The following is a 26,164-nucleotide window of genomic DNA, read 5'->3' on the forward strand; positions in this document are numbered from 1 at the left end:
TTAATAAATTAATATCCATTATAAATTATAACAAAAAAATATACTTAATGCGATATATATTTTTAAAAATGTCAATAATGTAATTATAAAAACATAGTTTTCCGAAATGAAGGAAGTTTTAAATCATTGTAAAAATCAACACTGATTTAAAACAGAATCTAAAATATAAACAAGGACGGTCATTATGAAAAAGAAAAATAAAATAATAGGCTGCAGCATATTAGCGTTATTAAGTTTGACCTTTGTATTGGTTGGCTTTTTTAATGATAGCAAGACCAGTAATAAGAATGATGATATTTTTATAGAAGACGAAAAATCTGATGATATTAATAATAAAAAAAATAAAGAAATTACAGAAACTGACGATATAAAAAGTAAGAATATAGTTGTTGAAATAAAAGGCGATGTTTTAAAACCTGGGGTATATTCCATGGCAAATGGTACTAGAATTAGGGATTTAATAGATAAAGCTGGAGGGATAACAGAAAATGCAGATAAAGACAAACTGCCTAACCTAGCTAAAAAGCTGAAGGATGAAGATTGTATTTATATTAAGGATAAAAATGATACTTCCAATACGGCAGCTAATATAGCCAGCAGTAATTCTCAGCAGAATTCTGATTCAGGTGCTGTAAATATAAATACAGCTACCGTAGAAGAACTAGAAAAAGTGCCAGGTATAGGTCCGGTTACTGCTCAAAATATAATAAATTATAGAGAAAAAAATGGTGATTTCAAGAGTTTAGAGGATTTGAAAAAGGTGGGAAGAATAGGGGATAAAACATTGGATAAATTCAAAGATAAATTGTGCGTGAATTAATTATATCTGGAGGAATAAGCATGGTAGATTGGTACAGAAAATCCTGGAGCGCAGTGGTTAACTTGCTAAAAAGTGATGGAGAGAAAGGATTAAAATCCGATGAAATAGAGTTAAGACGCAGGACCTACGGGGACAATAATATAAAATTTAAAATTAAAAATTATTTTTTTGAAGCTATTAGAGTTTTTATGCAAATATGGTTTATAGCAGCGGTTTTAGATATATGCATACTTATCAAAGCCAATATCTTGGTTCCAGCCTTTGCTGTTTCGGTGATAACCTTGATAGTTATAGCGCTGCAGCTTTATTATATTATAAATAGATATAACAATTTCAAAAATGTTATAAGACTTAATAATAGCATGGTAAATGTCATCAGAGATGGAACGAGGACGAAGATTAAATCCAAGGAGCTAGTGGTAGGTGATATTGTAAATCTGATCAAAGGTGATGTGGTACCTGCTGATATGAGAATTGTATATGCTGAAAAATTAAAAGTTAGAGAAGGAAATCTTTCAGGAGACAGTAATATTGTAGAAAAATATTCTACTAAAATTGATGAAGAGATAGAAAACATTTCTTTAATGAAAAATATGCTTTTTAAAACTACTAATATCATAAATGGGTATTGTAAAGGGATTGTGGTGGCTGCTGGCAAGTCTACCAAAGCTTATGAACAATTGAATGCCTTAAATAATATCACTATAGGAAATAAAAGAAGAGTGGCTTCAAAAATAAAAGGGGTATTTGCAGTACATGCACTGATAGTTTTTTTATTTGAAGTTATAATTGGTGCAGCTTACTATGTGTTTTATAATAATTCTTATAGCATAATGGAGGCATTAAGAACTGTTTTTTTAGTAACCACTGTAAATGGTGGAGCACTAGTATTACTAATGTTTTTAGCTATTGAAAAAGCCTTTATAAACAATAAGGAGAGTGAAGTGTTTAGCTTTTCACCTCTTACTAATCTATGCAATACAGATGTATTTATAATGGATAAGTACGGTACAACCAGCGAAAATAAGATGATTGTAAAATTCATTTTTACTGATGATAGGCTTTTCTCAGTTAAGGATATACATGAACTCAGGGATTATAATATATTGAGGATGTTTCAATTAGCAGTATTATGTAATAATTATAGCGGCTTCGATGCAGCTCCGAAAGATTACAATGGAATAATTGATGAGAGCTTAGTTGACTATGTAGAAAATCATTGCAAGTACGATATAAGTAGTGAAAACTGTAGAAAAATAAGCATGCTTCCCTTTGATCCTGAAAGAAAATTATTAACTTTCATATACGAAATTTCGGGGAAATATAGAGCATGTACAAGAGGGTATTTGACCAGCATACTGGATTCCTGTACATTTATAATGAAAGATGGTGTAGAAACTGAATTACATTCAGAAGATATTGATTTAATAAAGAAAAATGCTATGGATCTTGAAAGCAGGGGATTGAATGTAGTGGCTTTTGCCTGTAGAAATTTTAATTATCAACCTACATTAAGTGAAAATATAGAAAGCAATATGGTGTTCGTTGGAGTGTTTGCTATGCAGGATTTACAGAAGGATAATGCGGATGAATTTCTAAAAGAAATAATGGAATTGGAGATTGAGCCGATTTTTATAACTGATGATACAAAATTAGCTTCCTTCGGATGGGCAAAAAGTTTAGGACTCGTGAAAAATATTAATGAGATTTTAACAGGGGTAGAGATAGACAATATAAGCGATACTGAATTTAAAAAACTTTCTAAAACCGTAAAAGTATATTCGAAAATATCACCTGAAAATAAAGCGAAAGTTGTACAAGCAGTTAAAGACAATGGATTTAATGTAGCTTGCACCATTAAACAAAGCAGCGATATAGCGTCTGCTTCCTTGTCAGATATAAATATTGCTATTAGACCTAATCTATCCGGAGTGGTGAGAGCACTAACTCATATAAGCATAACCGACAGAATTTTAGAAAATCTTCTTAAATTCATATATGATGGATACTTTTACATAAATAAAATAGACAACACAATATCTTTTATATTATCTACGTTATGTAGTGTATTGCTGGTTTATCTATATACAGGATCAAATTCTAATATATCAGAAAGTAATTTTAACAAAATATTTTGGATAAACTTTTTTAATGTAACTATTTTAGCTATGGTGATATTATTAGATAAAGTCAAAGATAGAAATGATTATATAGCAGAAATCAAATATGAAAGGCAGCCTCAAAAAGTGATAAATATTGTAATGCTTTCCTACATAAAAGCCGTCTTTATTTTAATTGCTGTGATTGTAGTTAAAAAAATAATTGAGAAATATATAGCTATTGATATGTATTTATTGCTAAATATAATACTTATGATATCAGTGAATTTTTACAGAATAAAAGGGAAAAAAGCCATAACTGTTGCTAATATACTGTATGGGGTAATGATAATGCTCAATATAGCTATGATAGTAACTCAAATTAAATGATTTATATAAATCCTTTTTGGCAATAATGTGGATATATTATTTTTATCACAGTGAGGCCAGGAGGATTATTTTTTTATGATAGATAGAAAACCCATGGTTTATTATTGTATAGCTACGCTAATTGGCTGCTATAGTTCTTACCAGCTTTTGATAGGCACAAACATGTGGATTGTATTACCAGTTGCGTTTTTTATCATAATGATGCTTACTCAGAATAATAAATATGTTTTTATAGCTTTTATTTTTCTGGTTTCAGGATTTCTAAATTATTATAGTTATTTTCATAAATCAATTTCATATAAAGAAGATATTAGAATAGAAGCAATAGGAGATTATAATTGTGAAGGCAGGATAAGGAATAGAAAGGTAATTGTATATGGAGATTTAAAGAATATTAAGGCAGGAGAAACTATTTTTGCAGAGGGAAGCTACAAGTTTAAGCCTCAATTTGAAAAAGGAATAGTTGGAGAATTCGATATAAAAAAATATTCTAATGTGAAGGATGATTTTATAACAAAAATCTACTCTTTTAAAGAAGAGCTTTATAATAAATATTCTAAGCTCCTAGGAAAAACTCAGGCAGGAGAGGTTATGGCCGCAGCTTTTGGTGATGTTTCCTATATTGGAAATGAAGAAAAACAAGACATGAGCAAGCTGGGGATTATACATGTAATAAGTGTTTCTGGAATGCATATGGCGCTCATATTTAAAATATGTGAGATGTTTTTAGGTGTATTTGGAGGTATATTTATATCATTATTATACTGCTTATTCACAGGTTTTAGTGGTTCGACCTTTAGATCTTGGGTGATGATAGTAGTGCTCAAAATCTCCAAAAAAGTATATAGAAATTATGATGCCTTATCATCTATAAGCCTGTCTGCATTAATACTCATGCTTATTTATCCATATTATGTTTTAGATATAGGCTGCATATTATCTTATTTAGCTGTATTAGGAATAACCTTATATTATAAGAAATTTAGGAAAGCCATGTACTTCTTACCTGGAAAATTAGATGAATATATAGCTTTAAGTCTTAGTGCTCAGATATTTACCTTTCCTGTATGCACAGCTATTTTTAATTCTGTAAGCTTATCCATGCTCCAAGGAAATATATTAATAGTTCCAATATATTCTGCAATAGTGGTCATAGGAAATCTGTCTATGCTTGTTTCTAAAAGCTATTTTTTATTTAAAATCACTTGCATTCCACTTAAATTGGCACTGCTTGCTCTTAGCGGTGGAAAACAAATATTGCTTAATATATACAGTGGTTTGTTATATTTATCATATATAGATGCTCTGGTATTCATGATGATATACATATCATATATATTAATTAAGAGTGGAAAAAGAAAATTTATATACATGCCACTATTTACCATAATATTGTATGCTTTTAGCTATTATAGTTACTATACTCAATTAGACTATGTGAAGCTTGGAAATAGTAATGGAGTAATATATAGATATGGCTTTAAATCAGTATTATATACTTTCAAACCTCTTTCAGATAATGAGGATTATATAAAAAAGAAATTTAATGTGCTTGAAATAAAAAATGTTGATGAAGATATACAATTGAATAAACTTAATGAGGGCATTAAGATAGAAATACAAAAGGAAATGGATAAGGGAAAAGTATATATAATAAAAAATAATCAAAAGTCCTATTTGGATTTTTTACAGAAGACTCAATTTATGAAAAATGAATCAGATTATGATATAATATATGTATATTATGAAAAGAGTTACAATCATTATGATAGGCTCATTTCTGTGGAAATAAAAAATGGACGATTATTTATAACTTAGTGAAGGAATGAATCTAATGGAAATTGATGCATTAATGCAGGATATAAATAAAAAACAATTAAAAAACTGTTACGTTTTCTGCGGAGCAGACGAAAAGCTTATTAAAGATGCCATTGAGGAAATTATAAGCTCTGTCATCGATTCCAGCTTCCGAGACTTAAACCTTGTTAAATTTGACGGCAGTAAAGTATCCTACGATGATATTATAAACGCCTGTGAAACCTTACCATTTATGAGTGAGAAGAAGGTAGTAGTTATATATAGAAGCTCTTTCTTAAAAGATGGGGAAGATAGGGAAAATAAAAAAAAGTTTGATCTCATTAGCAAGTACTTGGACAATCTGCCTTCACAGTGCATACTGCTTATGTATTATGTTTTTGAAGATGACAGAGAAAAACCTGGAAGCAATATTAGAAAGTTGGAAAAGAAATGTCAGGTTATAAAAGCTGACAAATTAAAAGGTGAGAGATTATATAAAAAAGTTAATTCATTATTTGAGGAAAAGGGTAAAAACTTAGACAGAGCTCTTTTAAAATACTTTTGTGATAATATAGAAAACAATATGGACATGATTTTACATGAGGTGGACAAATTAGTTGACTATACTTTGGAAAGAGAAATCACAAAGAAGGATATTACTGATTTAATGCCTAATGTAAGTGATGATGATATATTTGATTTGGTAGATTTCCTTTCTCAGAAGAGGCCGGAGAAAGCTTTAAATATACTTAATGAGCTCATATTTAAGGGAGAAAATGTAATATCTATAATGTACATGATAGTAAGGCAGTTTAAGCTTCTTTACAGTATAAAAATTGGAGTGGAAGCAGGAAAAGACAGCACTTTCTTGGCGAGACAATTAAAGCTTCACCCTTATGTGTGCGAGAAGCTTGTAGGTCAAAGCAGAAAGTTTTCTGTTAATCAGATAAAGGCTTGCATGAAGCTTTGCCTTTCTACCGAAAAGGCGCTTAAGAGTTCTGGATTGGACAAAAAGATACAGATGGAAATGCTTATAATAAATTCAGCAAGAGTTTCCTAATGATTTTCAACTATATAACTAGATATCTATTTATATAGTTGAAATCTAAAATAGAACAAAAAATCAGGCAAAAAATAAATAACCGGCTATACAACCGGTTATTTATTATGCGCTTAAACCATTTAACTTAGCAGCTAATCTTGATTTCTTTCTAGCAGCCATGTTTTTATGGATTACTCCCTTTGAAGCAGCCATATCTAAAGCCTTTGAAGCGTCTATGTAAGCAACCTTTGCATCTTCAGCATTGTTGCTAGCTACAGCAGTTTCAAATTTTTTTATTTTTGTCTTTAAAGCGGATTTAACCATCTTATTTTTTAAAGTTTTTGTTTCAGTAACTTTTATTCTCTTCTGAGCTGATTTAATATTTGCCATGTTAATATTCACCCCCTTTATCGTAATAGGGTCTCGCAGCTTGGGGAATTGCTACACGAGTCTTATTCAACAAATGATATTATAACATTAAAATAAAAGTACTTCAAGCAAAATTTACAGAATAGTTTTAGCAATAGTTTTAGCTAAAAATAAGTTCGTAGTTTAGTATAACTCTTCATAAAATTAGAAATAATAAACTTAACTTTAAATGAATGCTTGAAACATGTCATAAAGATAAAATTGATATTTTAGGTAGGTGAAAGTTTTATGGGAAATATACATACAGATCTTGCAGTGGAGGCAAGAGAGATATATTCGCAGGAGACTAAAGGGAAAACTGACGGAGTGGATTATAAGGATTATAAGATAGGTGACTTCCAGATTACTGATGTTACTATAGTAAATGAGCTGGGGGAGCAAAAAATGGGAAAGCCCATAGGGAAGTATATAACTTTAGACCTCCCCAATTTTGTGCATTACGATGGTGATGCTATTGATGAGGCTAGCAAAGCTCTAGCTGAATGCATGGAACCTCTCATTAACATAGATAAGGGTATGACAGCATTAGTAGTGGGACTTGGAAACTGGAATATAACACCGGATGCACTGGGTCCCAAGGTAGTTTCTAGGCTTATGATAACAAGGCATCTTAGAGAGCTTATACCTGACTCCATAGATGAGGGAATAAGGCCTGTGTGCGCAATAGCACCAGGTGTACTTGGAACTACAGGAATAGAAAGTGTAGAAATAGTAAAAAGTTTAGTGGATAGAATAAAACCCAATATAATAATATGCATAGATGCTTTAGCTGCAAGGAAACTCAACAGAGTTAACAGAACTATACAAATAGGGAATACTGGAATATCACCAGGATCCGGAGTGGGAAATAAGAGGATGGAATTAAGTGAAAAATCCTTAGGAGTGCCAATTATTGCTATAGGAGTACCAACTGTGGTAGATGCGGCTACTATGGCTAACGATACCATAGATTTAGTGGTGGATGAGATGATTGAGAATGCCACAGAAGGCAGCAAGTTTTATGATTTGCTTAAATGCATGAATAAGGAGGATAAGGCTAGAATGATAAGAGAAGTTCTTGATCCCTATGGAGGTAATCTCATGGTTACTCCTAAAGAAGTGGATATGGTTATAGATTCTCTTTCAAAAATAATTGCTAATGGAATTAATATTTCTCTGCAGCCGGCTTTAGAGCTTGATGACATAAATAAGTTTCTAAATTAGGTTTTTCATATTAGCAAAGATCCCCTCATATATATAACTATCAATAAAAATAACTAGAGATGGAGGGGATTATTTTGGTATACAAACAAACCTATAACAATAGAATGAATACTATTCCTTATGCACTCAGCTTTATAATTGCGATGGTTACTGCAATATTTGTGGTGAATGGGATATTTCTAAATAAGAGCAATGGAGAAATATATAACAGTATATTATATGCAAAGTTCTTAAACATGACTATGCCGGTCATAAGAGGAACTAACTATAAAGATGAACTGGTCACCGAGGAAAATATATCTGTAAAGCGAGAAGCTATGAAGCTTCTAGGAATTGATATATACAATCCTCTTGCACTTATGAGCAAGGAAATAAGTTTTTTTGGACAGATTGGATTAAGTTATTCTTACAACAGTAACGCTGAAACTAAGTCAGTTATGAATATAGAATCCTTCAATCTATCCAATAATGAATTGATTCAGCAGAACGCTAATAATACAAATAACAATAATGCACAGCAAACTCAGCAAAATTCAAATGGCAATTTAGTAAATACGCAAAATCCAAGCATAAAATTTGATTATGATCCTAACAAGCCAAGAGTATACATATATCATTCACATACACACGAAAGTTACGCTGGAACAGATAATGAAGATTTTCAAAGCGAAGATCCAAATAAAAATGTATGTGCAGTAGGAGATGTGATTGTTGATGATTTAAAAACTAATTATGGAATAGCCGCCATTAATGATAAAACAAATAATAGTTTAAATTATTTAAAGGCATATTCAACTTCAAGAAATACATTACAGAAAGCTTTAGATAAATATAAAAATTTTGATATTATTATTGACCTTCATAGAGATGCTGAATACAATAGGGATGACGTTACCACCAAAATAAATGGAAACAATGTATCTAAAATAAGATTTGTAATGACCAAAAAAAATCCGCATTTAAATAATAATATGGAAATAGTAAATAGTATGATAGGCATTTCAGATAAACTATTTCCAGGATACTGCAGAGGGATATATTGGTATAATTATGGTACTGATTACTTCAATCAAGATATGAGCAATAATGCTTTTTTATTAGAAGTTGGTGCTCAAATAAGCACAGCGGATGAAGCCAAAAATTCAGGAAAATATATTTCTAGGCTCATAGCTGAATATTTAAATAGCAAAAGGTGAATAAAATTCTAATAAATGAGCATCCTTTTAAATAAGTTTTCTTTTAGATAAGTGCTGTGTATCAGCACTTATTTAAAATTATTTATGATTATAGGGGTGCTTTTAGTGATAAAGTTTAAATATAAATTAGTGTTCTTTACCTTGTTCTTAATTTTTACCTTTGGTATTGTATTTGTTAATGTGCAGCTAAATAAAATGAATGGCAGGGCCTATGAAAAGAGCAATTATGAAGGTATATATAAAGATAATGAAAAAAAGCCAGAAGCCTATGGTGAATTTGTACTGGATTCTTCTAAGAATATCAAACTGAGAATGTATTACAACAGTCCCTTGGACATTAAAATTTCTTTAGGAAATAAAATAATATACATAAATACAAGTTTTATTGATTTGATAAAGAAAAGAATATATGGACGTTAAAAAATAAGATTGACACTACCTGTGAGCACTATGTTATAATTTAGTTTGATTATATATGTTAAAATATGAAGGTTATAGATTTTAATTTAAGGCTCTATTTTAAATTAGTATTGATTTTTAACACTGATTTAAAACATTCCTTGTCTAATTTAACATCTATATAGAATTTACATGGGGGTGAAGATTTCTAAGGTACAAGATACTTTAGAATATGATATATGCAGAGTAATAGACAAAAACACATTAGAAATTTCTGTATAGTTGCACATATAGATCATGGAAAGTCAACTCTCGCAGATAGATTGCTTGAAAAAACAGGCACATTAACTAAGAGAGAAATGGAAGAACAAGTTTTAGATAATATGGAGCTGGAAAGGGAAAGAGGAATAACAATAAAATCCCAGGCAGTAAGGCTTATCTATAAAGGAACTGACAATGAGGAATACGTCCTAAACCTAATAGACACTCCAGGACATGTGGATTTTAATTACGAAGTATCAAGAAGCTTGGCAGCTTGTGAAGGAGCTATATTAGTGGTGGATGCTACTCAAGGTATACAAGCTCAGACCCTTGCTAATTGTTACTTAGCTTTAGATCATGATTTGGAAATAGTTCCTGTAATAAATAAAATAGATCTTCCAAGCGCAAGAGCAGAGGAAGTGAAACAAGAGATTGAAGATGTAATAGGAATCGAAGCTCAAGATGCACCTATGATTTCGGCAAAGGTAGGACTCAATATAGAGAAGGTTTTAGAAAAGATAGTTGAACTTATTCCTTCTCCTGAAGGGGATGAAGACGGAAAGCTGAGAGCTCTTATTTTTGACTCCTATTATGATAGCTACAAAGGTGTAGTATGCTATGTAAGGGTAAAAGAAGGAACAGTAAAAGTAGGTACAAAAATAAAGCTTATGGCTACTAATAAGGTATATGATGTTACGGAAGTAGGAGTGTTTTCTCCTAACTTTCTTCCAGTAGAAGAACTTAGAGCAGGGGACGTAGGATACATAACTGCCTCCATTAAAGTAGTTAGAGATGCTAGAGTTGGCGATACCATAACCGATGCAAAGAATCCTTCAGAAGAGGCGCTTCCAGGCTACAGACCAGCAGTTCCTATGGTGTACAGCGGTATTTATCCTGTAGATGGTGCAAAATATGAAGAGCTAAAGGAAGCTTTAGAAAAACTTCAGCTTAACGATGCAGCCATGTTTTTTGAGCCAGAAACTTCAATTGCCTTAGGTTTTGGTTTTAGATGCGGTTTTCTTGGACTTTTACATATGGAAGTAATTCAGGAAAGAATAGAAAGAGAATATAATATAGATATTATAACCACAGCTCCTTCTGTTATTTACAAAGTTACTAAAACAGATAATCAGGTAATAGAAGTTACAAACCCAACTAATCTTCCTCAGCCATCAGAGATATTGTATATGGAAGAGCCTATTGTTAAGGCTTCTATAATAACTCCTACGGAATATGTTGGAGCTATAATGGATTTAGCCCAGACTAGAAGAGGAACCTTCATTGATATGAGTTACATAGAAACTACAAGAGTAGTTCTAAACTATGATATGCCTCTTAACGAAATAATATATGACTTCTTTGATGTATTAAAATCAAGAAGCAGAGGATATGCATCCTTAGATTATGAATTTAAAGGTTACAAGCAGACTAAATTAGTGAAGCTTGATATATTGTTAAATGGAGATATAGTGGATGCTCTTTCCATGATAGTGCCAGAGGAAAGAGCCTACAACAAAGGAAGAAACATAGCTGAGAAGCTGAAAGAGATAATACCTAGACAACTATTTGAAATTCCTATTCAAGCAGCAGTAGGTGCCAAGATAATAGCTAGGGAAACTGTAAAAGCTATGAGAAAAGATGTGCTTGCTAAGTGTTATGGTGGTGACATAACGAGAAAGAAGAAACTCTTAGAGAAACAGAAAGAGGGTAAAAAGAGGATGAGACAGGTAGGATCTGTTGAAGTTCCTCAAGAAGCATTTATGGCGGTATTAAAAGTAGAATAAGGAGAGAGATACTATGACTGGATTATATGTTCATATTCCATTTTGTAAAAGCAAGTGTGCATATTGTGATTTCTGCTCTTACAGCAACATGGAAGAGAAAATGTTAAACTATTCACAGGCTCTCTGTAAAGAAATTATGAATTCCTGCAAAGGAGAAAAGATAGACAGTATTTTCGTAGGTGGGGGAACTCCCACCTATTTGTCTTTGGAGGGATGGAAAAATTTATCTGAAGCATTTAGCACTTTGGATATAGCAGAAGGTACAGAGTTTACTGTGGAATGCAACCCTGGCAGTGTGGATGAAGAAAAACTTAAGCTGTTTAAAAAAATTGGAGTTAACAGAATAAGTATTGGACTTCAGGCCTGGCAGAATAAAATATTAAAAGACATAGGAAGAATTCATACAATCGAAGAATTTATTGAAAGCTATAAATTAATAAGAAAATGCGGCTTTGATAATATTAATGCGGACATAATTTTTGGACTACCTAATCAGACAGTTAAGGAATTCAAAGAAACCTTGAATAATTTAACGGAACTGCAGCCTGAGCACATTTCCTGTTACAGCTTAATAGTAGAGGAAGGAACTCCTTTCTATAGGCTTAATAATGAAGGAAAGCTAAAGCTTCCTAAAGAAGATAAAGAAAGAGAAATGTATGAAGCGGCTATAAACATATTGAAAAGCAAAGGGTATAAACAATATGAAATATCAAATTTTTCAAAAGAAGGCTATGAGTGCAAGCATAATATAAAATATTGGAAGCTGCAGGATTACATAGGATGCGGCACAGCAGCTCATTCATATATTAATAAAAAAAGGTATAGAAATGAAGCTCATATAGAAAGATATATAATAGGTATAAAATCTAAAGGCAGTGCTACAGTAGAGACTATTAATAACACTAACAAGGATGATATGGAAGAATTCATGTTTATGGGACTGAGGATGCTAGAAGGGATAAGCATGAAGGAATTCAGAGGTAGATTTAAAAAAGATTTTAATGAAGTATATGGAGATATAACAAATAAATTTTGTGATCTAAATCTTATGAAGGTTAATGGAGACAAGGTGTTTTTAACTCACGATGGTATACAAGTATCCAACAGCATTATGTGCGAATATTTACTGTGATAAAAGCATTAGAAAACGTGAGATTATAAGAGATATAGCACGATAAAAGCCAATAATTACAAAAACTCATATTATATCAATTTATATGTGAAGTTGACAAAGAAATTTGTTAATGTTATTTTTAAATCGTAGTCATTAGCACTCAGCAAATGCGAGTGCTAACAAAGAGGTGATAGTATGGAAATTGATGAAAGAAAAATAAGGATACTTCAAGCCATTATCAATGACTACATTAAAACCGGAGAGCCTGTTGGGTCGAGAACTATCTCAAGAAGGTATGACATAGGACTTAGTTCAGCGACCATAAGGAATGAAATGGCAGACTTGGAGGATATGGGGTATTTAGAACATATTCATACATCTTCCGGAAGAAAGCCATCAGACAAAGGTTACCGATTATATGTCGATAAGCTAATGCAGCCTGGAGATATATCCTTGGAAGAAGAATTGCTTATTAATGGTGTGCTTATTAATGCAGCTTTGTTTGAAGTAGATAAAGTATTAAGGAAGGCTACAGTTCTGCTATCTAGACTAACTAATTTAGCCTGCGTGGTGAAGACTCCATCAGTTAAAAAGAGCTGCCTGAAAACTATACAATTGATAAGTATAGACAACAATAATCTTTTATCAGTTATTGTGACCGACAGCGGTATAATTAAAAACAACATCATAAGAATCAACAATTCTATCAGCAGTGATAAACTTCTAAAAATAAATAATATTCTAAATATAAGATTAAAAAGTTTAACTATAGAGGATATTAACTTAGAAGTTATAAATAATTTAAAGAAAGACTTGATAGGATATGATGATATATTTAATGCTATAATTCCGGTTCTTTATGAATGCCTTAATGAAGAAGACAGCTCAAATGTATTCATGGAAGGCGAAACTAATATTTTTCAATATCCAGAGTATAAGGATATGGAAAGAGCAAGAGAATTTTTAAGCTTTATTAATGATAAAGAATTCTTGAAGAAGCTGCTTCCTGATATGGAAGGGACTGTTGTTAGCATAGGAGAAGAAAATTATATTCCTGAGGCTAAAGATTATAGCGTTATTTCTAAAACCTATTTTATAGGAGATAAATCTTCTGGGTCCATAGGAATAATTGGCCCTACAAGAATGGACTATTCTAAGGTGATAACAATATTAAATAGAGTCATTGATACAGTAAATAAGAATTTAAATACTTATGACGATTGGTAATCACATATTGAACTGATAAGTTCATAAAATAATGGAGGTAGAGTTGATGGCAGAGAAAGATAAAATGGACGATACACTAGAGTCTAAAGAAGAATTAATACAAGAAAATGAAACTGATACTTCTAAAGAAGAAAATGAAAAAGATGCAGAAGTTTTAGAAGATATTGAATTTGAAAAAAATAATGAAGAAGATGAAGCAGAGGCTCTTGAAAAACAACTAGCGCAGCTAAAAGAAGATAATTCTAAGCTTAAAAGTGATCTTTTTAAAGCAACTAATGAATTTGAAGCATTAAAAGATAGACTTTTAAGAACTAATGCTGAATATGATAATTTTAGAAAAAGAACTGCCAAGGAAAAAGAAGAAATATATAACGATGCTTGTGCAGAGGTAATAGCAGCTGTTTTGCCAGTCTTAGATAGTCTTGAAAGGGCAGCAACTGTAGAATCAAGCTTAGAAGATTTGAAAAAGGGTATTGAAATGACAGTTAGACAATTTAATAATGCTTTTGAAAAATTAAAAGTTGAAGAAATTCCTTCAGAGGGAGAATTTGATCCCAATCTTCACAACGCAGTCATGCACATCGAAGATGAAAATTTCGGAAAGAATTCCATCGCTGAGGTCTTTCAAAAAGGCTATAAAAAAGACGAAAAAATTATCAGATATAGCATGGTTAAAGTGGCTAATTAACATTTTTAGAAAATAGAACATTGTTTTTGTAAATATAAGGAGGTAAATCAAATGGGAAAAATAATAGGTATTGACTTAGGAACAACAAATTCATGTGTAGCTGTTATGGAAGGAGGAGAACCAGTAGTTATCGCTAATTCAGAAGGTGCAAGAACTACTCCTTCAGTAGTATCCTTCCAGGCAGGTGGAGAAAGACTAGTAGGTCAGGTTGCTAAAAGACAGGCAATAACAAATCCTGATAAAACAATAATTTCTATAAAGAGACACATGGGAACTAATCATAAGGTAGATATAGATGGAAAAGAGTACACTCCACAGGAAATATCAGCAATGATACTTCAGAAAATAAAAGCTGATGCTGAAGCTTACCTTGGAGAAACTGTTACAGAAGCAGTTATCACAGTTCCAGCATATTTTAATGACAGCCAGAGACAGGCAACTAAGGATGCAGGAAAAATAGCTGGTCTTGATGTAAAAAGAATAATAAACGAGCCAACAGCAGCATCTCTTGCCTATGGTCTTGACAAGACAGATTCAAACCATAAGATATTAGTTTACGACCTTGGTGGTGGTACTTTCGATGTATCCATACTTGAACTTGGAGATGGAGTTTTCGAAGTTAAATCAACAAATGGTAATACTCGTCTTGGTGGAGATGACTTCGACCAGAAGGTAATGGACTATATAGCTGAAACCTTTAAGAGTGAAAATGGTATTGATTTAAGAAATGATAAAATGGCTCTTCAAAGATTAAAGGAAGCTGCAGAAAAAGCTAAAATAGAGCTTTCATCTTCAATGCAGACTAACATAAACTTGCCATTTATTACAGCGGATGCAACAGGTCCAAAGCATATAGACATGAACCTTACAAGAGCTAAATTCAATGAATTAACTCATGATTTAGTACAGTCAACAATAGAGCCAATGAGAAAAGCTCTTGAAGATGCTAAGCTAAGCATTAATGAAGTTGATAAGGTAATACTTGTTGGTGGATCTACAAGAATACCAGCAGTTGTAGATGCAGTTAAAAGCTTCACAGGAAAGGATCCATCAAAGGGAGTTAACCCTGATGAATGTGTTGCTGTAGGAGCAGCAATTCAGGCAGGTGTTCTTACTGGTGATGTTAAGGATATATTGCTTCTTGACGTAACACCACTTACTCTTGGAATAGAGACTATGGGAGGAGTAGCAACTCCATTAATTCAAAGAAATACAACAATACCAACTAGAAAGAGCCAGGTGTTCACTACAGCTGCTGATAGCCAAACTTCTGTTGAAATACATGTAGTTCAAGGCGAAAGACAGATGGCAAATGATAATAAATCACTTGGACAGTTTACTCTTTCAGGTATAGCTCCAGCACCAAGAGGAATTCCTCAGATAGAAGTTACTTTTGATATAGATGCTAATGGTATAGTAAATGTTTCTGCAAAAGACAAGGGAACAGGAAAGGAAGCTAACATAACAATAACAGCTTCAACTAACCTAAGCGACAGTGAAATAGATAAGGCTGTAAAAGAAGCAGAAAGATTTGCTGAAGAGGATAAGAAACGTAAAGAATCAATAGAAGTTAAGAACAATGCAGATCAAGTATTGTATCAGACTGAAAAGACTCTTAAGGATCTTGGAGACAAAGTAAGTGCAGAAGATAAGAGCAAAATTGAAGACAAATTATCAGCTCTTAGAGCAGTAAAAGATGGAGAAGATTTAGAAGCTATAAAGAAAGCTAGCGAAGAAGTTACTCAGGAATTCTACGCTGTTTCAGCAAAGATATATCAAGCTAATGGAGGAGCAGAAGGAGCACAGGGTGCAGGCTTTGATCCTAATAACATGGGCGGAGCTAATCCAAATGCAGGAACTTCATCAAATGATGGCGGATATAATGTAGTAGATGCTGATTTCAAGGTTGACGATAACAAATAATATATAATAGCAAAAATAAATAGGGGAAAGGGCTAATTTACCCTTTCCCTATTTTAAATTTAAGTATATAATGTATGAGATTGTTTTGTGATTTATGATCAATATATGTAGGTGGTGAAATTTGGATGGCAAGCAAGGATTATTATGAAGTATTAGGGGTTTCGCGTGATGCCAGCGATGATGATATAAAAAAGGCTTTTAGAAAATTGGCTATCAAATATCATCCAGATAAAAATAAAGGTGATAAGGAAGCAGAAGACAAATTTAAGGAAATAAATGAAGCCTATCAGATACTTTCTGATCCAGAAAAAAAATCAAGATATGATCAATATGGAACAGCAGATTTCCAGGGTGGTTTTGACGGTGGCTTCAATGGAGGCGGCTTTGACTTTTCCGAAATGGGTGGTTTTGGAGATATATTTGATTCCTTCTTTGGAGGTGGATTTTCAGGAGGAGGAGGAAGAAGAAGTAAGAATGCTCCTGAAAGAGGTGCTGACCTTGAAGTTCAATTAATTTTAACTTTTGAAGAGGCTGTTTTTGGAGCAAAGAAAGAAATAAATGTGACAAGACGTGAGAATTGTGAACACTGCGGCGGCTCAGGGGCAAAGGCAGGCACATCTCCTAAAACCTGTGATAAATGCGGTGGAACAGGTCAGGTTAGAACTCAGAGAAATACTCCGCTTGGAAGCTTTGTAAGTATGAGCACTTGTGATAAATGCGGAGGTAAGGGTAAGATAATTACTGATCCTTGTACTCATTGTCATGGAACTGGAAAGGAAAGAAAAAATAGAACCATAACAGTTAATGTACCTGCAGGTGTAGATACTGGAAATGTTATTCCTTTAAGAGGACAAGGAGAGCATGGTGCCAATGGTGGGCCAGCAGGAGATTTATATATAAATCTTAAGGTTTCTAATCATCAGTTATTTAAGAGAAAAGGCTTTGATATACACATAGATGCGCACATAAGCTTTGGTCAGGCGGTTTTTGGTACTGAACTAAAAGTTCCTACAGTAGATGGGGATGTAAAATATTCCGTTCCAGCTGGAACTCAATCAGGTACTATTTTCAGACTTAAGGGCAAAGGGGTACAGAGAGTTAATTCTGCAGGTAAAGGTGACGAATACGTTAATGTAGTTGTAGATATACCAAAGACTCTCAATGAGAAGCAGAAGGAAGCCTTGAAAAATTACATGGAGCTTTTTGGTGAAGAAGTTATCGATGATAAAAAGGGCGGTTCTTTTATGGGAAAAATATTTGGTAAATAGATGGAAACTTCGTCTGTATATCGGGCGAAGTTTTTCCGTATTGCTATGTTTATTATTAATTTACGAAAGGATGATAAAATGAGCGGCACATGGTACGAAGTTAAGATTATTACTAAAAGCGAAGCTATAGAGCCTATATCGGGCATATTTTATGGTATGGATGTAAAAGGTGTAGCTATTGAGGATCCAAATGATATACTTCAAAGGGAACAGGGACCTCTTACCTGGGATTTTGCAGATATAAACATTCTAGAGTATAAAGGAAAAGCAGCTGTAGTAAAGGGATATTTTAATGACACTGAAAATGGAGCTGAGCTTGAAAGCTATGTAAAAAGCAAGCTTGAAGAATTAAAGGACATGGGAATAGATATAGGTGAAGGCACAGTTTATTGCCAGCTAGTAAAAGAAGAGGACTGGGCAAACAATTGGAAGAAATATTATAAGCCTACTAAAATAGGAGATAAGATAATTATAAAGCCTTTATGGGAAGAATATGAAGCTAAAAATGGAGAAATGGTAGTAGTACTTGATCCGGGCATGGCTTTTGGAACTGGAACTCATGAGACTACAAGAATGTGCATATTATCCTTAGAAAAGCATGTAAAAAAAGACAGTGAAGTTTTCGATATAGGAACAGGTTCTGGAATACTTGCTATAACTGCAGCAAAATTAGGTGCTAAAAATGTTGTAGGTGTGGATTTAGACCCTGTAGCAGTAGACTCTGCAAAGGAAAATGTAGAGTACAATAATCTTGACAATATAGAAGTGCTTTACGGAAATCTTATGGATGTGGTAGAAGGAAAAGCTGATGTGATAGTAGCTAATATAATTGCAGAAGTTATAGTAATTCTAGTGGATTCCGTAAAGAATTTTATAAAAACAGGCGGAAGATTTATTACTTCGGGTATAATTAAGGATAGAAAAGACATGGTAGTTAATAAACTATTAGCGGAAGGCTTTGAAGTAGAGGAAATAATGAATGATGGTGAGTGGCTCTGCATAACTGCTGTGTATAATAAATAGGAGTGAAAATATGCATAAGTTTTTTGTGACACCTGACAGTATAAACGAATCAAAAGCAACTATAACTGGGGATGATGTTAAACATATATATAAAGTTATCAGACTTAAGGCTGGAGACAAAATAGTAATCAATGATACTCGAGGAAATGAGTACTTAGGAAGCATAGAAAATGTAAATAAAGCAGCGGTAGATATTTCTATATTAGAAAAAGTTCAGGATAGCAGTGAAAGCCCAATTAAAATAACTCTTTTTCAGGGTTTGCCTAAGTCTGCTAAGATGGATTACATCGTGCAAAAGGGAACCGAAATAGGTATAAATGAAATAATACCTATAATAACAGGAAGAGTAGTAGTAAAAAATGAAATCGGTGAATATAAAAAGACCGACAGATGGCAGAGAATTGCCTTGGAAGCTTGCAAACAATGTAAGAGATCTTCCATACCAAAGATAGCTTCGCCTATAGAATTTAATGAACTGTTAGAACTTCTTAAAGCTTTTGATACCATAGTTGTTCCTTATGAAAATGAAGCAGGTCTTGGAATAAAAAAGATGGTTTCAGACCTTAAGCATAAGGCTTATAACATAGCAGTTATAATAGGACCAGAAGGCGGATTTGAAGAAAGCGAAATTGATGAATTATCTGAAATGGGTGCTTATATTGTAACTTTAGGTCCTAGAATATTAAGAACAGAGACTGCGGGTATAGTTTGCAGTGCTATTTTAGAATATGAGCTTGGAGATATGGGAGGAAAAATTTGATGAAAGTTGCATTTGCTACCCTAGGATGCAGAGTTAATATATATGAATCTGAGGCCATGGCAGAAAAATTTATTCGCGATGGTTATGATGTGGTAGAATATGAAGAATTTGCTGATGTATATGTGATTAATACCTGTACAGTTACAAGCATGGGAGACAAAAAATCAAGACAGATGATAGGGAGAGCCAGAAGAAAGAATTCCGATGCTATAATTGCTGTAGTAGGCTGCTATTCTCAAGTAGCATCTGAGGAAGTAGCAGGATTTGAAGGTGTTGACGTAGTGCTTGGAAGTCGTAACAAGGGTGACATTGTATATTGGGTTAACAGAGCTAGAGATGAAAAAACTCAGATAGTGGAAGTTAATCCAATATTAAAGGATAATGTGTTTGAGGAACTATCCATAGAAACCTATAAAGATAGAACAAGAGCTTTTCTTAAAATACAGGACGGATGCAATAGATTTTGTTCCTATTGCCTTATACCTTATGCAAGAGGAGCTGTTTGCAGCAAGGCACCTGACAATATTATGAGAGAAGTTAAGGAATTAGCTCAAAATGGCTTTAAGGAAATAATATTATCAGGTATTCATACTGCTTCCTATGGAGTGGACTTGAAGGAAAATATAACTTTAGTGGATATATTGGAAAAAGTAAACGAGGTAGAAGGCGTAGAAAGAATAAGAATAGGTTCCATTGATCCAACATTTTTTACGGAGGAAGTTTTAGAGAGAATAGTAAAGCTTGAAAAATTATGTCCTCATTTCCACTTGTCCCTTCAAAGCGGATGTGATGAAACTCTAAAAAGAATGAATAGAAGATATACTTCAAAACTGTACGAAGAAATCGTGGTTAGACTTAGAGAAAGAATGCCTGATGTGTCTATAACTACCGATATCATAGTTGGATTTCCTGGAGAGACTGAAGAGGAATTCAATAAAACCTATGAATTCTTAAAAGACATAAAATTATCCAAGACTCATATATTTAAATACAGCCCAAGAAAAGGTACCGCTGCATCAAAAATGAAGGATGATGTAACTCCCCAGGTTAAGGATAAGAGAAGCAAGCTTCTTATAGAGCTAAATGATAAGAATGAAGCTATGTTTATTGAAAAATATGTAGGAAAAAATATGAAAGTTCTTTACGAACAAAAAACTTCCCTAGGAGAGCATATGTATGAAGGTTATACCTCAAATTATATAAAAGTTATAACAGAATTTAAAAAAGCTGATCCAACAGGCAAAATCATAGATACAAAAATAGAAAAATCTCAGGTTGAATTTGCATATGGAACAGCAATAGAGGTATAATATGGATATATAGAAGCAGAAAAAGGAGGGACGAAGATGAGCGATTGTATTTTTTGCAAAATAGTGAGCGGTGAAATACCTTCAAAGAAAGTATATGAAGATGACTATATTTTGGCATTTTATGATATCAGTCCAGAAGCTCCAGTACATGTGATTATAATACCTAAAAAGCATATACAAAGTGTTAACCAGTTAAATGCGGAAGATGGCGAACTTATAGGTAAAATTTTCTTGTCTGCAAAGGAAATAACAAAAAAACTTGGTGTTTCTGAAAAAGGATATAGAATAGTTAATAATTGTGGTGAGCAGGGAGGACAAACCGTTCAGCATCTGCACTATCATTTGCTAGGAGGCAGAGATATGACTTGGCCACCAGGCTAAGGAGCAATAATTTATTTTGTGATGCATGTGCTTTAAAATAGGCTAATTTACTGAGAAATTCTTGACAGTTTAATACAACATAATGTATAATAAACAATGTGTTATTTGTACCCAAAGGCTGATTTTATTATGCAATAAGATTAGAGCTAGCGGAGGGAGGGATAATTGATGTCAGAAATAAGAGTTGGAGAAAACGAAACACTTGAAAGTGCTTTAAGAAGATTTAAAAGAAAATGCGCTAGAGCTGGTGTGCTTTCTGAAGTTAGAAAAAGAGAGCATTATGAAAAGCCAAGCGTAAAGAGAAAAAAGAAATCTGAAGCAGCAAGAAAAAGAAAATTCAAATAGAACATTTGAAAGAAGGTATCGTTATGCCAATTAAAGAAAGACTTCAAGAAGATTGGAAGCAAGCTTTAAAGGCTAAGGATAAATTGAAGGCTGATACTATTAGCATGGCAAAAGCTGCGATTTTACATCTAGAGAAAAGTGGCAGCGGAGCTGCTAGTGATGATGATATAATAGAAATATTAGCTAGGGAAGTAAAGCAAAGGCGTGAAGCTATTGTGGAATTTGAAAAAGGAAACAGGCAGGATCTTGTTGATAAAAACAACAAAGAAATAGAGATCTTGTTAGGTTACCTTCCTCAGCAGTTAAGTGAAAATGAAATTTCAGAAATTGTTCGTACTACGGCCTTGGAAGTAGGGGCAAATAGCATAAAGGAAATGGGAAAGCTTATGTCAGCTGTAATTCCTAAAGTTAAAGGAAGAGCAGATGGAAAGCTTGTAAGTAAGTTAGTTAAAGAGCATTTAAGCTAATAAAAATAAAGGTTCAGGGTTCTGGGCCTTTTTATTCTGTAATCCATTTTTAATAAGTATTCGCTGATAAAACCATGTTTTAAAAACTCACATTTTAAAACATGGTTTTATTTTTATGCTTTAGTCCTGTAATTTCTGTAACTGTCATTTATTTAAAAAAGCATACATAAATTTAGTATGAAAATAGTTTTTGAGGTGAATTTATGGATGATAAGATTAGCAGAGCCAAGGAAAATATAGCAAACAAATTAGATTTTCCGAGAGATTTAATATTAAATGTTCCTAAAATAAGCATCACAGGAAATGATGAAATAACTATAGAAAATCATAAAGGAATAGCAAGATTTGGAGAAAAAGAAGTGAGGATTAACTCCAATGTAGGACATATAATAATTTCAGGTGAGAGATTCGAAATTCTATTTTTAGGGGGAGATACTATAACTATAGGAGGTAAATTTAAATCAATTCTTTATGAGGATGATAAATCATGAGTTTATTTAATTTCAGCAATGGAACAATAATGATAGAAGCAAGAACTTTATTTCCTGAAAGATTTATTAATGCACTTTGGAAAAATCAAATCAGCGTAAAAAAACTAGTGAGAGTAGATATTTCCACTGTAAATATGGAAATATATATAAATGATTATGATGCCATAAAAAAAATAGCAGATGAAAATAAGGCAAAGATTAAAGTTGTAGGCGGAGAGGGAATCTATTTTTACTACATGAGGGCAAAAAAGAAGGCTTCACTTATTACAGGAATAGTGATTTTTTTTGCAGGGCTTTTCTATTTATCTTCCTTTGTGTGGACTATAAACATAGTGCCGGATAAATATATAAGCCCCTATGAAATAAGGCAAATGCTTAATAAATGCAATATTCGTCCAGGCATTATGAAGAAAGATATAGATGTCTATTCTATAGAAGGCAAGATGGTTAAGCTGAATGACAATATAATGTGGGTTAAGGCAAGGATAGAAGGCTCTAGATTGACGGTTCAAGTATCTGAAAGAACAGAACCTCCATCAATAAATAAAAATACTAATCCTTGTAATATAATAGCCAGCATGGATGGAGAGGTAGATAAGGTTTATACAACTTCAGGGACAGCGATAGTTAAAGAGGGGGATATAGTTACTAAAGGTCAGGTGCTCATAAAAGGTGAGCAGGGAAAAGAGGGAAGTACATATACTGTGCATGCTGATGGAGAAGTGATGGCTAAAACTTTTTATGAATATAACAGAAAAGTATTAATGAAAGGTGTGAAATATGTTCCTACTGGAAAAACGCTTGAAAATAAATATATCACTGTATTCGGAAAGAAAATTTATCTAAAAAAAAGTTTAAATAAATTTGCTACTTATGATACAATAGAAGAAGATAAAGGAACCGTTAAAAGCTTGATATATAGAGAAACTAAACCTGTTGAATACAGTATAGACAAAGATACTTTAATGGAACAGGCAGAGCAGGATTACTATAAAACTACTGAAGAAAAACTAGATAAGTCTGCGAAGGTAATAGATACAATAAAGACTAGTGAAGAGCAGGGTGATAGTCTAAACATAAAAATTGTGTTTGTGGTAAGGCAAAGCATAGGAATAGAGGATACGCAGCCAAATTAGTGGCAAGTTAGAGGGTGAATATTTTTGAGGGGAAACAAAGAGAAACGTAAATTTAAAATAGGTACGCTTAAGGTAATATCGGTATTTTTTGTTACTTTTTTTTCTATATATTTTATACTCGTTACAACTGTCACTACAAAAAGATACACTCTAAGTGCTGGAGATATAGCCAAGTATGACATTAAAGCTCCTAGAGAAATTGTTGATCAGTATTCCACGGATTTGAAAATCAAAAAAGCTCAGGAGGATGTTCCTCTTCAATATGAAAAGGAAAATGGAGTAAAAAATACCGCCATAAGTAATATAAATAGTTTTTTTTCTTCCCTATACGATGTACAAGGAGAAAATATAGATATCAAGCAGAAAATTGATAAATTTAAGTCTTCCGCTAATATAAATCTTAATGATTCAGATTATAATTATCTGCTTACCATGAAACAAGTTGACATGACAGCTCTTCAGGAGGCCATTAGCAAGGCTGTTTCAGATATGTATGATAATAGCCGAATAGAAGAAAATAATTCTGAAGATGTTAAAAAAGCGCAGCAATCCATAGAAAGCAGTATAAATTCCACATCATTTTCATTAGTATCTAAGCAATTAGCTATAAATATTGCCGATTTTCAAATAAAACCAAATTTTTTCTTTGATTCTGAAAAAACGGAAAGCCTAAAGAAGGAAGCGGTAAAAGATGTACAGAATGTAGTGATAAAAAAAGATCAGATTATTGTGAAAAGCGGAGAACAGGTTACAGATAAAGATTTGCAAATAATGAGCAAATTAGGATTGCTAAACAATAACTCGCTGTTTCAATGGAGCATTTATATAAGCTTAGGTGCTCTTGTAATATTGATTTTATTACTTATCTGGTTTTACCTATTCAGATACCACAAGGATATAGTAAAAAATATTAAAAATTTGGTGCTGATAAATCTTTTAGTGATACTATCAGTGGGTATTTCTAGGGCACTAGGGGTGGTTTCGCCATATATGATACCTTTTGCCTGCTTGCCGCTGCTGCTTACTCTGCTTATGAATTACAGGATATCTTTGGTGGTAAGTGCATTTAGCTCAGTTTTTGTAGTAGCCTCCTCCGAATTTAATGTGGAAATAGCTATACTGGTATTTTTAAATGCCATTATAGGAGTTATTCTTCTTCAAAAAACTCAAAGCAGAAATGATATATTATTTTCTTCGGTTTTTATAGTGATAATAAATGTGGCTTGCATTCTTAGCGTAGGAATACTTTTAAGCAATAATATATCTGAAATATTAAAAAAAGTTGGTTTTGTGTGCGTAGGAAGCATATTATCCGGTGTGCTAACTCTAGGGCTGCTTCCTTTCCTGGAAAGCTCCTTTGATATAGTTACCATATTTAAGCTTCTGGAGCTGGCTAATCCTAATCATCCAATATTAAAGAAATTGCTTATGGAGGCTCCAGGAACCTACCATCATAGTATATTAGTAGCTAATCTTGCAGAGCTTGCAGCGGATTCTGTAGGAGCTAATTCAGTTTTGGCAAGAGTGGGTGCCTATTATCATGATGTGGGAAAAATAAAAAGACCATTGTTTTTTAAGGAAAATCAGATGAATACAGAAAATCCTCATGATAAGATAACTCCTAACTTAAGTGCACTTATCATAATATCTCATGTGAAGGATGGCTTAGAATTAGCTAAAGAGTATAAATTGCCTCAATCTATTTTAGATATAATAGAGCAGCACCATGGGAATTCTTTGGTTAAATATTTCTATGTTACTATGAAAAATAGCTCCGATAATCCTGAAGAGGTTTTGGAGGAAGATTTTAGATACTCTGGACCAATTCCAACCTCAAAGGAAGCTACCATAGTAATGCTGGCAGATAGTGTGGAAGCTGCGGTAAGGGCTGTAGGCAGCGGAGACAATAAGAAAATAGAAGAAATGGTTGATTGCATATTTGAGGATAAATTTAAAGATGGACAGTTAAGTGAGAGCGAGCTTAATATGAAGGAAATCAAAAAAATTAAAGAGGTTTTCTTAAAGACATTAGTAGCGATGTATCATAAGAGAATAGAATATCCAAAGGAAAATAAAAAGGTTGAGATAGGAGACAATATAAATGTTACTAATTGAAAACGAACAGGATAAAATAAAATGGGAAAAAGAATACGAGGATATACTCAATCAGGTAATAAACTTGGCGCTTAAGGAAGAGAGAGTGAATTGCAAGACCCAGATAAGCGTTGTTCTAGTTGATAATGATGAGATAAAGGAACTAAATAAAGAGCATAGAAAAATTGATAGAGTTACAGATGTACTTTCCTTTCCAATGCTTGATTATGAGGAAGGCAAGGTATTTAAAGAGTGCTATGAGGGAAAAGATTTTGATATATCCTATTTAGATGGAGAAGAGCTAGTGCTTGGGGATATTGTGCTCTCCTTGGAGAAGGCAGAAGAGCAAAGAAAAGAATTTGGACATTCTTTTGTTAGAGAAATGAGCTATCTTGTAGTTCATTCTGTCCTTCATCTTCTCGGCTACGACCATATGGTGGAGAAGGATAAAGAGAGAATGCGCAAAAGAGAAGAGGAAATATTATCAAAATACAAAATAAGTAGATGATGTAGAGGT

24 protein-coding genes are annotated in these 26,164 nt (G+C 32.9%); 23 read left to right on the plus strand and 1 reads right to left on the minus strand.

The genetic code is table 11. From position 1 onward, the window contains the following. Positions 1-184 precede the first annotated feature (184 nt). From IAI10_RS01210 to holA, 4 genes are all read left to right on the plus strand, one after another. Positions 185-820: a helix-hairpin-helix domain-containing protein gene (locus IAI10_RS01210; protein WP_315671475.1), complete on the plus strand. Its 636-nt coding sequence runs from the start codon at positions 185-187 to the stop codon at positions 818-820. Positions 821-840: 20 nt separating this feature from the next. Beyond that, positions 841-3,309 (plus strand): cation-transporting P-type ATPase, encoded by a 2,469-nt coding sequence (locus IAI10_RS01215; protein ID WP_315671476.1) that lies wholly within the window; start codon positions 841-843, stop codon positions 3,307-3,309. 75 nt (positions 3,310-3,384) lie between these two features. Then, on the plus strand, positions 3,385-5,127 hold the full coding sequence (locus IAI10_RS01220; RefSeq protein WP_315671477.1) for a ComEC/Rec2 family competence protein: 1,743 nt from the start codon (positions 3,385-3,387) through the stop codon (positions 5,125-5,127). Between the two features lie 16 nt (positions 5,128-5,143). Continuing rightward, positions 5,144-6,166 (plus strand): DNA polymerase III subunit delta, encoded by a 1,023-nt coding sequence (gene holA / locus IAI10_RS01225; RefSeq protein ID WP_315671478.1) that lies wholly within the window; start codon positions 5,144-5,146, stop codon positions 6,164-6,166. A gap of 105 nt (positions 6,167-6,271) precedes the next feature. On the opposite strand, the gene rpsT is transcribed toward holA, so the two are convergent. Beyond that, the gene (gene rpsT / locus IAI10_RS01230; protein WP_315671479.1) at positions 6,272-6,538 is read right to left on the minus strand and encodes a 30S ribosomal protein S20; all 267 of its coding nucleotides are present in this window, start codon (positions 6,536-6,538) and stop codon (positions 6,272-6,274) included. A 267-nt stretch (positions 6,539-6,805) separates the two neighbouring features. On the opposite strand from rpsT, the gene gpr reads away from it, so the two are divergent. The 19 genes from gpr (at position 6,806) to ybeY (ending at position 26,155) form a co-directional block, all read left to right on the plus strand. After that, positions 6,806-7,780, plus strand: coding sequence for a GPR endopeptidase (gpr, locus tag IAI10_RS01235; protein ID WP_315671480.1), 975 nt, complete (start codon positions 6,806-6,808; stop codon positions 7,778-7,780). A 74-nt stretch (positions 7,781-7,854) separates the two neighbouring features. Then, a complete protein-coding gene (locus tag IAI10_RS01240) occupies positions 7,855-8,976 on the plus strand; it encodes a stage II sporulation protein P (RefSeq protein WP_315671481.1) in 1,122 nt (373 codons plus the stop codon). Between the two features lie 105 nt (positions 8,977-9,081). Beyond that, entirely contained in the window at positions 9,082-9,396 is a 315-nt protein-coding gene (locus IAI10_RS01245) for a hypothetical protein (protein ID WP_315671482.1), read from the plus strand. Between the two features lie 218 nt (positions 9,397-9,614). Further along, entirely contained in the window at positions 9,615-11,420 is a 1,806-nt protein-coding gene (gene lepA / locus IAI10_RS01250; RefSeq protein ID WP_315671483.1) for a translation elongation factor 4, read from the plus strand. Between the two features lie 13 nt (positions 11,421-11,433). Then, the gene (gene hemW, locus IAI10_RS01255) at positions 11,434-12,552 is read left to right on the plus strand and encodes a radical SAM family heme chaperone HemW (RefSeq protein WP_315671484.1); all 1,119 of its coding nucleotides are present in this window, start codon (positions 11,434-11,436) and stop codon (positions 12,550-12,552) included. 177 nt (positions 12,553-12,729) lie between these two features. Next, the gene (hrcA, locus tag IAI10_RS01260) at positions 12,730-13,761 is read left to right on the plus strand and encodes a heat-inducible transcriptional repressor HrcA (protein WP_315671485.1); all 1,032 of its coding nucleotides are present in this window, start codon (positions 12,730-12,732) and stop codon (positions 13,759-13,761) included. A gap of 46 nt (positions 13,762-13,807) precedes the next feature. Further along, entirely contained in the window at positions 13,808-14,449 is a 642-nt protein-coding gene (gene grpE / locus IAI10_RS01265) for a nucleotide exchange factor GrpE (protein WP_315671486.1), read from the plus strand. Between the two features lie 51 nt (positions 14,450-14,500). Next, positions 14,501-16,372 carry a molecular chaperone DnaK gene (gene dnaK, locus IAI10_RS01270; protein ID WP_315671487.1) on the plus strand — a complete coding sequence of 624 codons (1,872 nt, stop codon included), beginning with the start codon at positions 14,501-14,503 and terminating at the stop codon, positions 16,370-16,372. Between the two features lie 125 nt (positions 16,373-16,497). Further along, a complete protein-coding gene (dnaJ, locus tag IAI10_RS01275) occupies positions 16,498-17,640 on the plus strand; it encodes a molecular chaperone DnaJ (protein WP_315671488.1) in 1,143 nt (380 codons plus the stop codon). Positions 17,641-17,718: 78 nt separating this feature from the next. Continuing rightward, on the plus strand, positions 17,719-18,663 hold the full coding sequence (gene prmA, locus IAI10_RS01280; RefSeq protein ID WP_315671489.1) for a 50S ribosomal protein L11 methyltransferase: 945 nt from the start codon (positions 17,719-17,721) through the stop codon (positions 18,661-18,663). Between the two features lie 10 nt (positions 18,664-18,673). Next, positions 18,674-19,423 (plus strand): 16S rRNA (uracil(1498)-N(3))-methyltransferase, encoded by a 750-nt coding sequence (locus IAI10_RS01285; protein ID WP_315671490.1) that lies wholly within the window; start codon positions 18,674-18,676, stop codon positions 19,421-19,423. Continuing rightward, positions 19,423-20,733 (plus strand): tRNA (N(6)-L-threonylcarbamoyladenosine(37)-C(2))-methylthiotransferase MtaB, encoded by a 1,311-nt coding sequence (gene mtaB / locus IAI10_RS01290; protein WP_315671491.1) that lies wholly within the window; start codon positions 19,423-19,425, stop codon positions 20,731-20,733. The genes IAI10_RS01285 and mtaB overlap by 1 nt, the downstream gene beginning before the upstream one ends. A 36-nt stretch (positions 20,734-20,769) precedes the next feature. Further along, a complete protein-coding gene (locus IAI10_RS01295) occupies positions 20,770-21,114 on the plus strand; it encodes a histidine triad nucleotide-binding protein (protein ID WP_315671492.1) in 345 nt (114 codons plus the stop codon). A gap of 168 nt (positions 21,115-21,282) precedes the next feature. Further along, positions 21,283-21,459 carry a 30S ribosomal protein S21 gene (rpsU, locus tag IAI10_RS01300; RefSeq protein ID WP_021801013.1) on the plus strand — a complete coding sequence of 59 codons (177 nt, stop codon included), beginning with the start codon at positions 21,283-21,285 and terminating at the stop codon, positions 21,457-21,459. Between the two features lie 23 nt (positions 21,460-21,482). Next, positions 21,483-21,926 carry a GatB/YqeY domain-containing protein gene (locus IAI10_RS01305; protein ID WP_315671493.1) on the plus strand — a complete coding sequence of 148 codons (444 nt, stop codon included), beginning with the start codon at positions 21,483-21,485 and terminating at the stop codon, positions 21,924-21,926. A gap of 203 nt (positions 21,927-22,129) precedes the next feature. After that, positions 22,130-22,417, plus strand: coding sequence for a sporulation protein YqfC (gene yqfC, locus IAI10_RS01310; protein ID WP_315671494.1), 288 nt, complete (start codon positions 22,130-22,132; stop codon positions 22,415-22,417). Next, positions 22,414-23,553 carry a sporulation protein YqfD gene (gene yqfD / locus IAI10_RS01315; RefSeq protein WP_315671495.1) on the plus strand — a complete coding sequence of 380 codons (1,140 nt, stop codon included), beginning with the start codon at positions 22,414-22,416 and terminating at the stop codon, positions 23,551-23,553. The genes yqfC and yqfD overlap by 4 nt, the downstream gene beginning before the upstream one ends. Positions 23,554-23,577: 24 nt before the next feature. Continuing rightward, positions 23,578-25,668: an HDIG domain-containing metalloprotein gene (locus tag IAI10_RS01320; protein ID WP_315671496.1), complete on the plus strand. Its 2,091-nt coding sequence runs from the start codon at positions 23,578-23,580 to the stop codon at positions 25,666-25,668. Next, complete coding sequence (gene ybeY / locus IAI10_RS01325) at positions 25,655-26,155, plus strand: rRNA maturation RNase YbeY (RefSeq protein WP_315671497.1); 501 nt, start codon at positions 25,655-25,657, stop codon at positions 26,153-26,155. Before IAI10_RS01320 ends, ybeY begins: the two co-directional genes overlap by 14 nt. Positions 26,156-26,164 lie beyond the last annotated feature (9 nt).

This window comes from Clostridium sp. 19966, from assembly GCF_032335695.1.
Taxonomy (GTDB): Bacteria; Bacillota; Clostridia; order Clostridiales; family Clostridiaceae; genus JACTOJ01.

Coding starts and splice junctions, on each gene's coding strand:
- IAI10_RS01215 (WP_315671476.1), top strand. CDS start 841: ATGGTAGATTGGTACAGAAAATCCTGGAGCGCAGTGGTTAACTTGCTA.
- IAI10_RS01295 (WP_315671492.1), top strand. CDS start 20,770: ATGAGCGATTGTATTTTTTGCAAAATAGTGAGCGGTGAAATACCTTCA.
- yqfC (WP_315671494.1), top strand. CDS start 22,130: ATGGATGATAAGATTAGCAGAGCCAAGGAAAATATAGCAAACAAATTA.
- IAI10_RS01210 (WP_315671475.1), top strand. CDS start 185: ATGAAAAAGAAAAATAAAATAATAGGCTGCAGCATATTAGCGTTATTA.
- rpsT (WP_315671479.1), bottom strand. CDS start 6,538: ATGGCAAATATTAAATCAGCTCAGAAGAGAATAAAAGTTACTGAAACA.
- holA (WP_315671478.1), top strand. CDS start 5,144: ATGGAAATTGATGCATTAATGCAGGATATAAATAAAAAACAATTAAAA.
- dnaK (WP_315671487.1), top strand. CDS start 14,501: ATGGGAAAAATAATAGGTATTGACTTAGGAACAACAAATTCATGTGTA.
- hrcA (WP_315671485.1), top strand. CDS start 12,730: ATGGAAATTGATGAAAGAAAAATAAGGATACTTCAAGCCATTATCAAT.
- gpr (WP_315671480.1), top strand. CDS start 6,806: ATGGGAAATATACATACAGATCTTGCAGTGGAGGCAAGAGAGATATAT.
- dnaJ (WP_315671488.1), top strand. CDS start 16,498: ATGGCAAGCAAGGATTATTATGAAGTATTAGGGGTTTCGCGTGATGCC.
- hemW (WP_315671484.1), top strand. CDS start 11,434: ATGACTGGATTATATGTTCATATTCCATTTTGTAAAAGCAAGTGTGCA.
- IAI10_RS01285 (WP_315671490.1), top strand. CDS start 18,674: ATGCATAAGTTTTTTGTGACACCTGACAGTATAAACGAATCAAAAGCA.
- grpE (WP_315671486.1), top strand. CDS start 13,808: ATGGCAGAGAAAGATAAAATGGACGATACACTAGAGTCTAAAGAAGAA.
- lepA (WP_315671483.1), top strand. CDS start 9,615: ATGCAGAGTAATAGACAAAAACACATTAGAAATTTCTGTATAGTTGCA.
- yqfD (WP_315671495.1), top strand. CDS start 22,414: ATGAGTTTATTTAATTTCAGCAATGGAACAATAATGATAGAAGCAAGA.
- rpsU (WP_021801013.1), top strand. CDS start 21,283: ATGTCAGAAATAAGAGTTGGAGAAAACGAAACACTTGAAAGTGCTTTA.
- ybeY (WP_315671497.1), top strand. CDS start 25,655: ATGTTACTAATTGAAAACGAACAGGATAAAATAAAATGGGAAAAAGAA.
- IAI10_RS01305 (WP_315671493.1), top strand. CDS start 21,483: ATGCCAATTAAAGAAAGACTTCAAGAAGATTGGAAGCAAGCTTTAAAG.
- prmA (WP_315671489.1), top strand. CDS start 17,719: ATGAGCGGCACATGGTACGAAGTTAAGATTATTACTAAAAGCGAAGCT.
- IAI10_RS01220 (WP_315671477.1), top strand. CDS start 3,385: ATGATAGATAGAAAACCCATGGTTTATTATTGTATAGCTACGCTAATT.
- mtaB (WP_315671491.1), top strand. CDS start 19,423: ATGAAAGTTGCATTTGCTACCCTAGGATGCAGAGTTAATATATATGAA.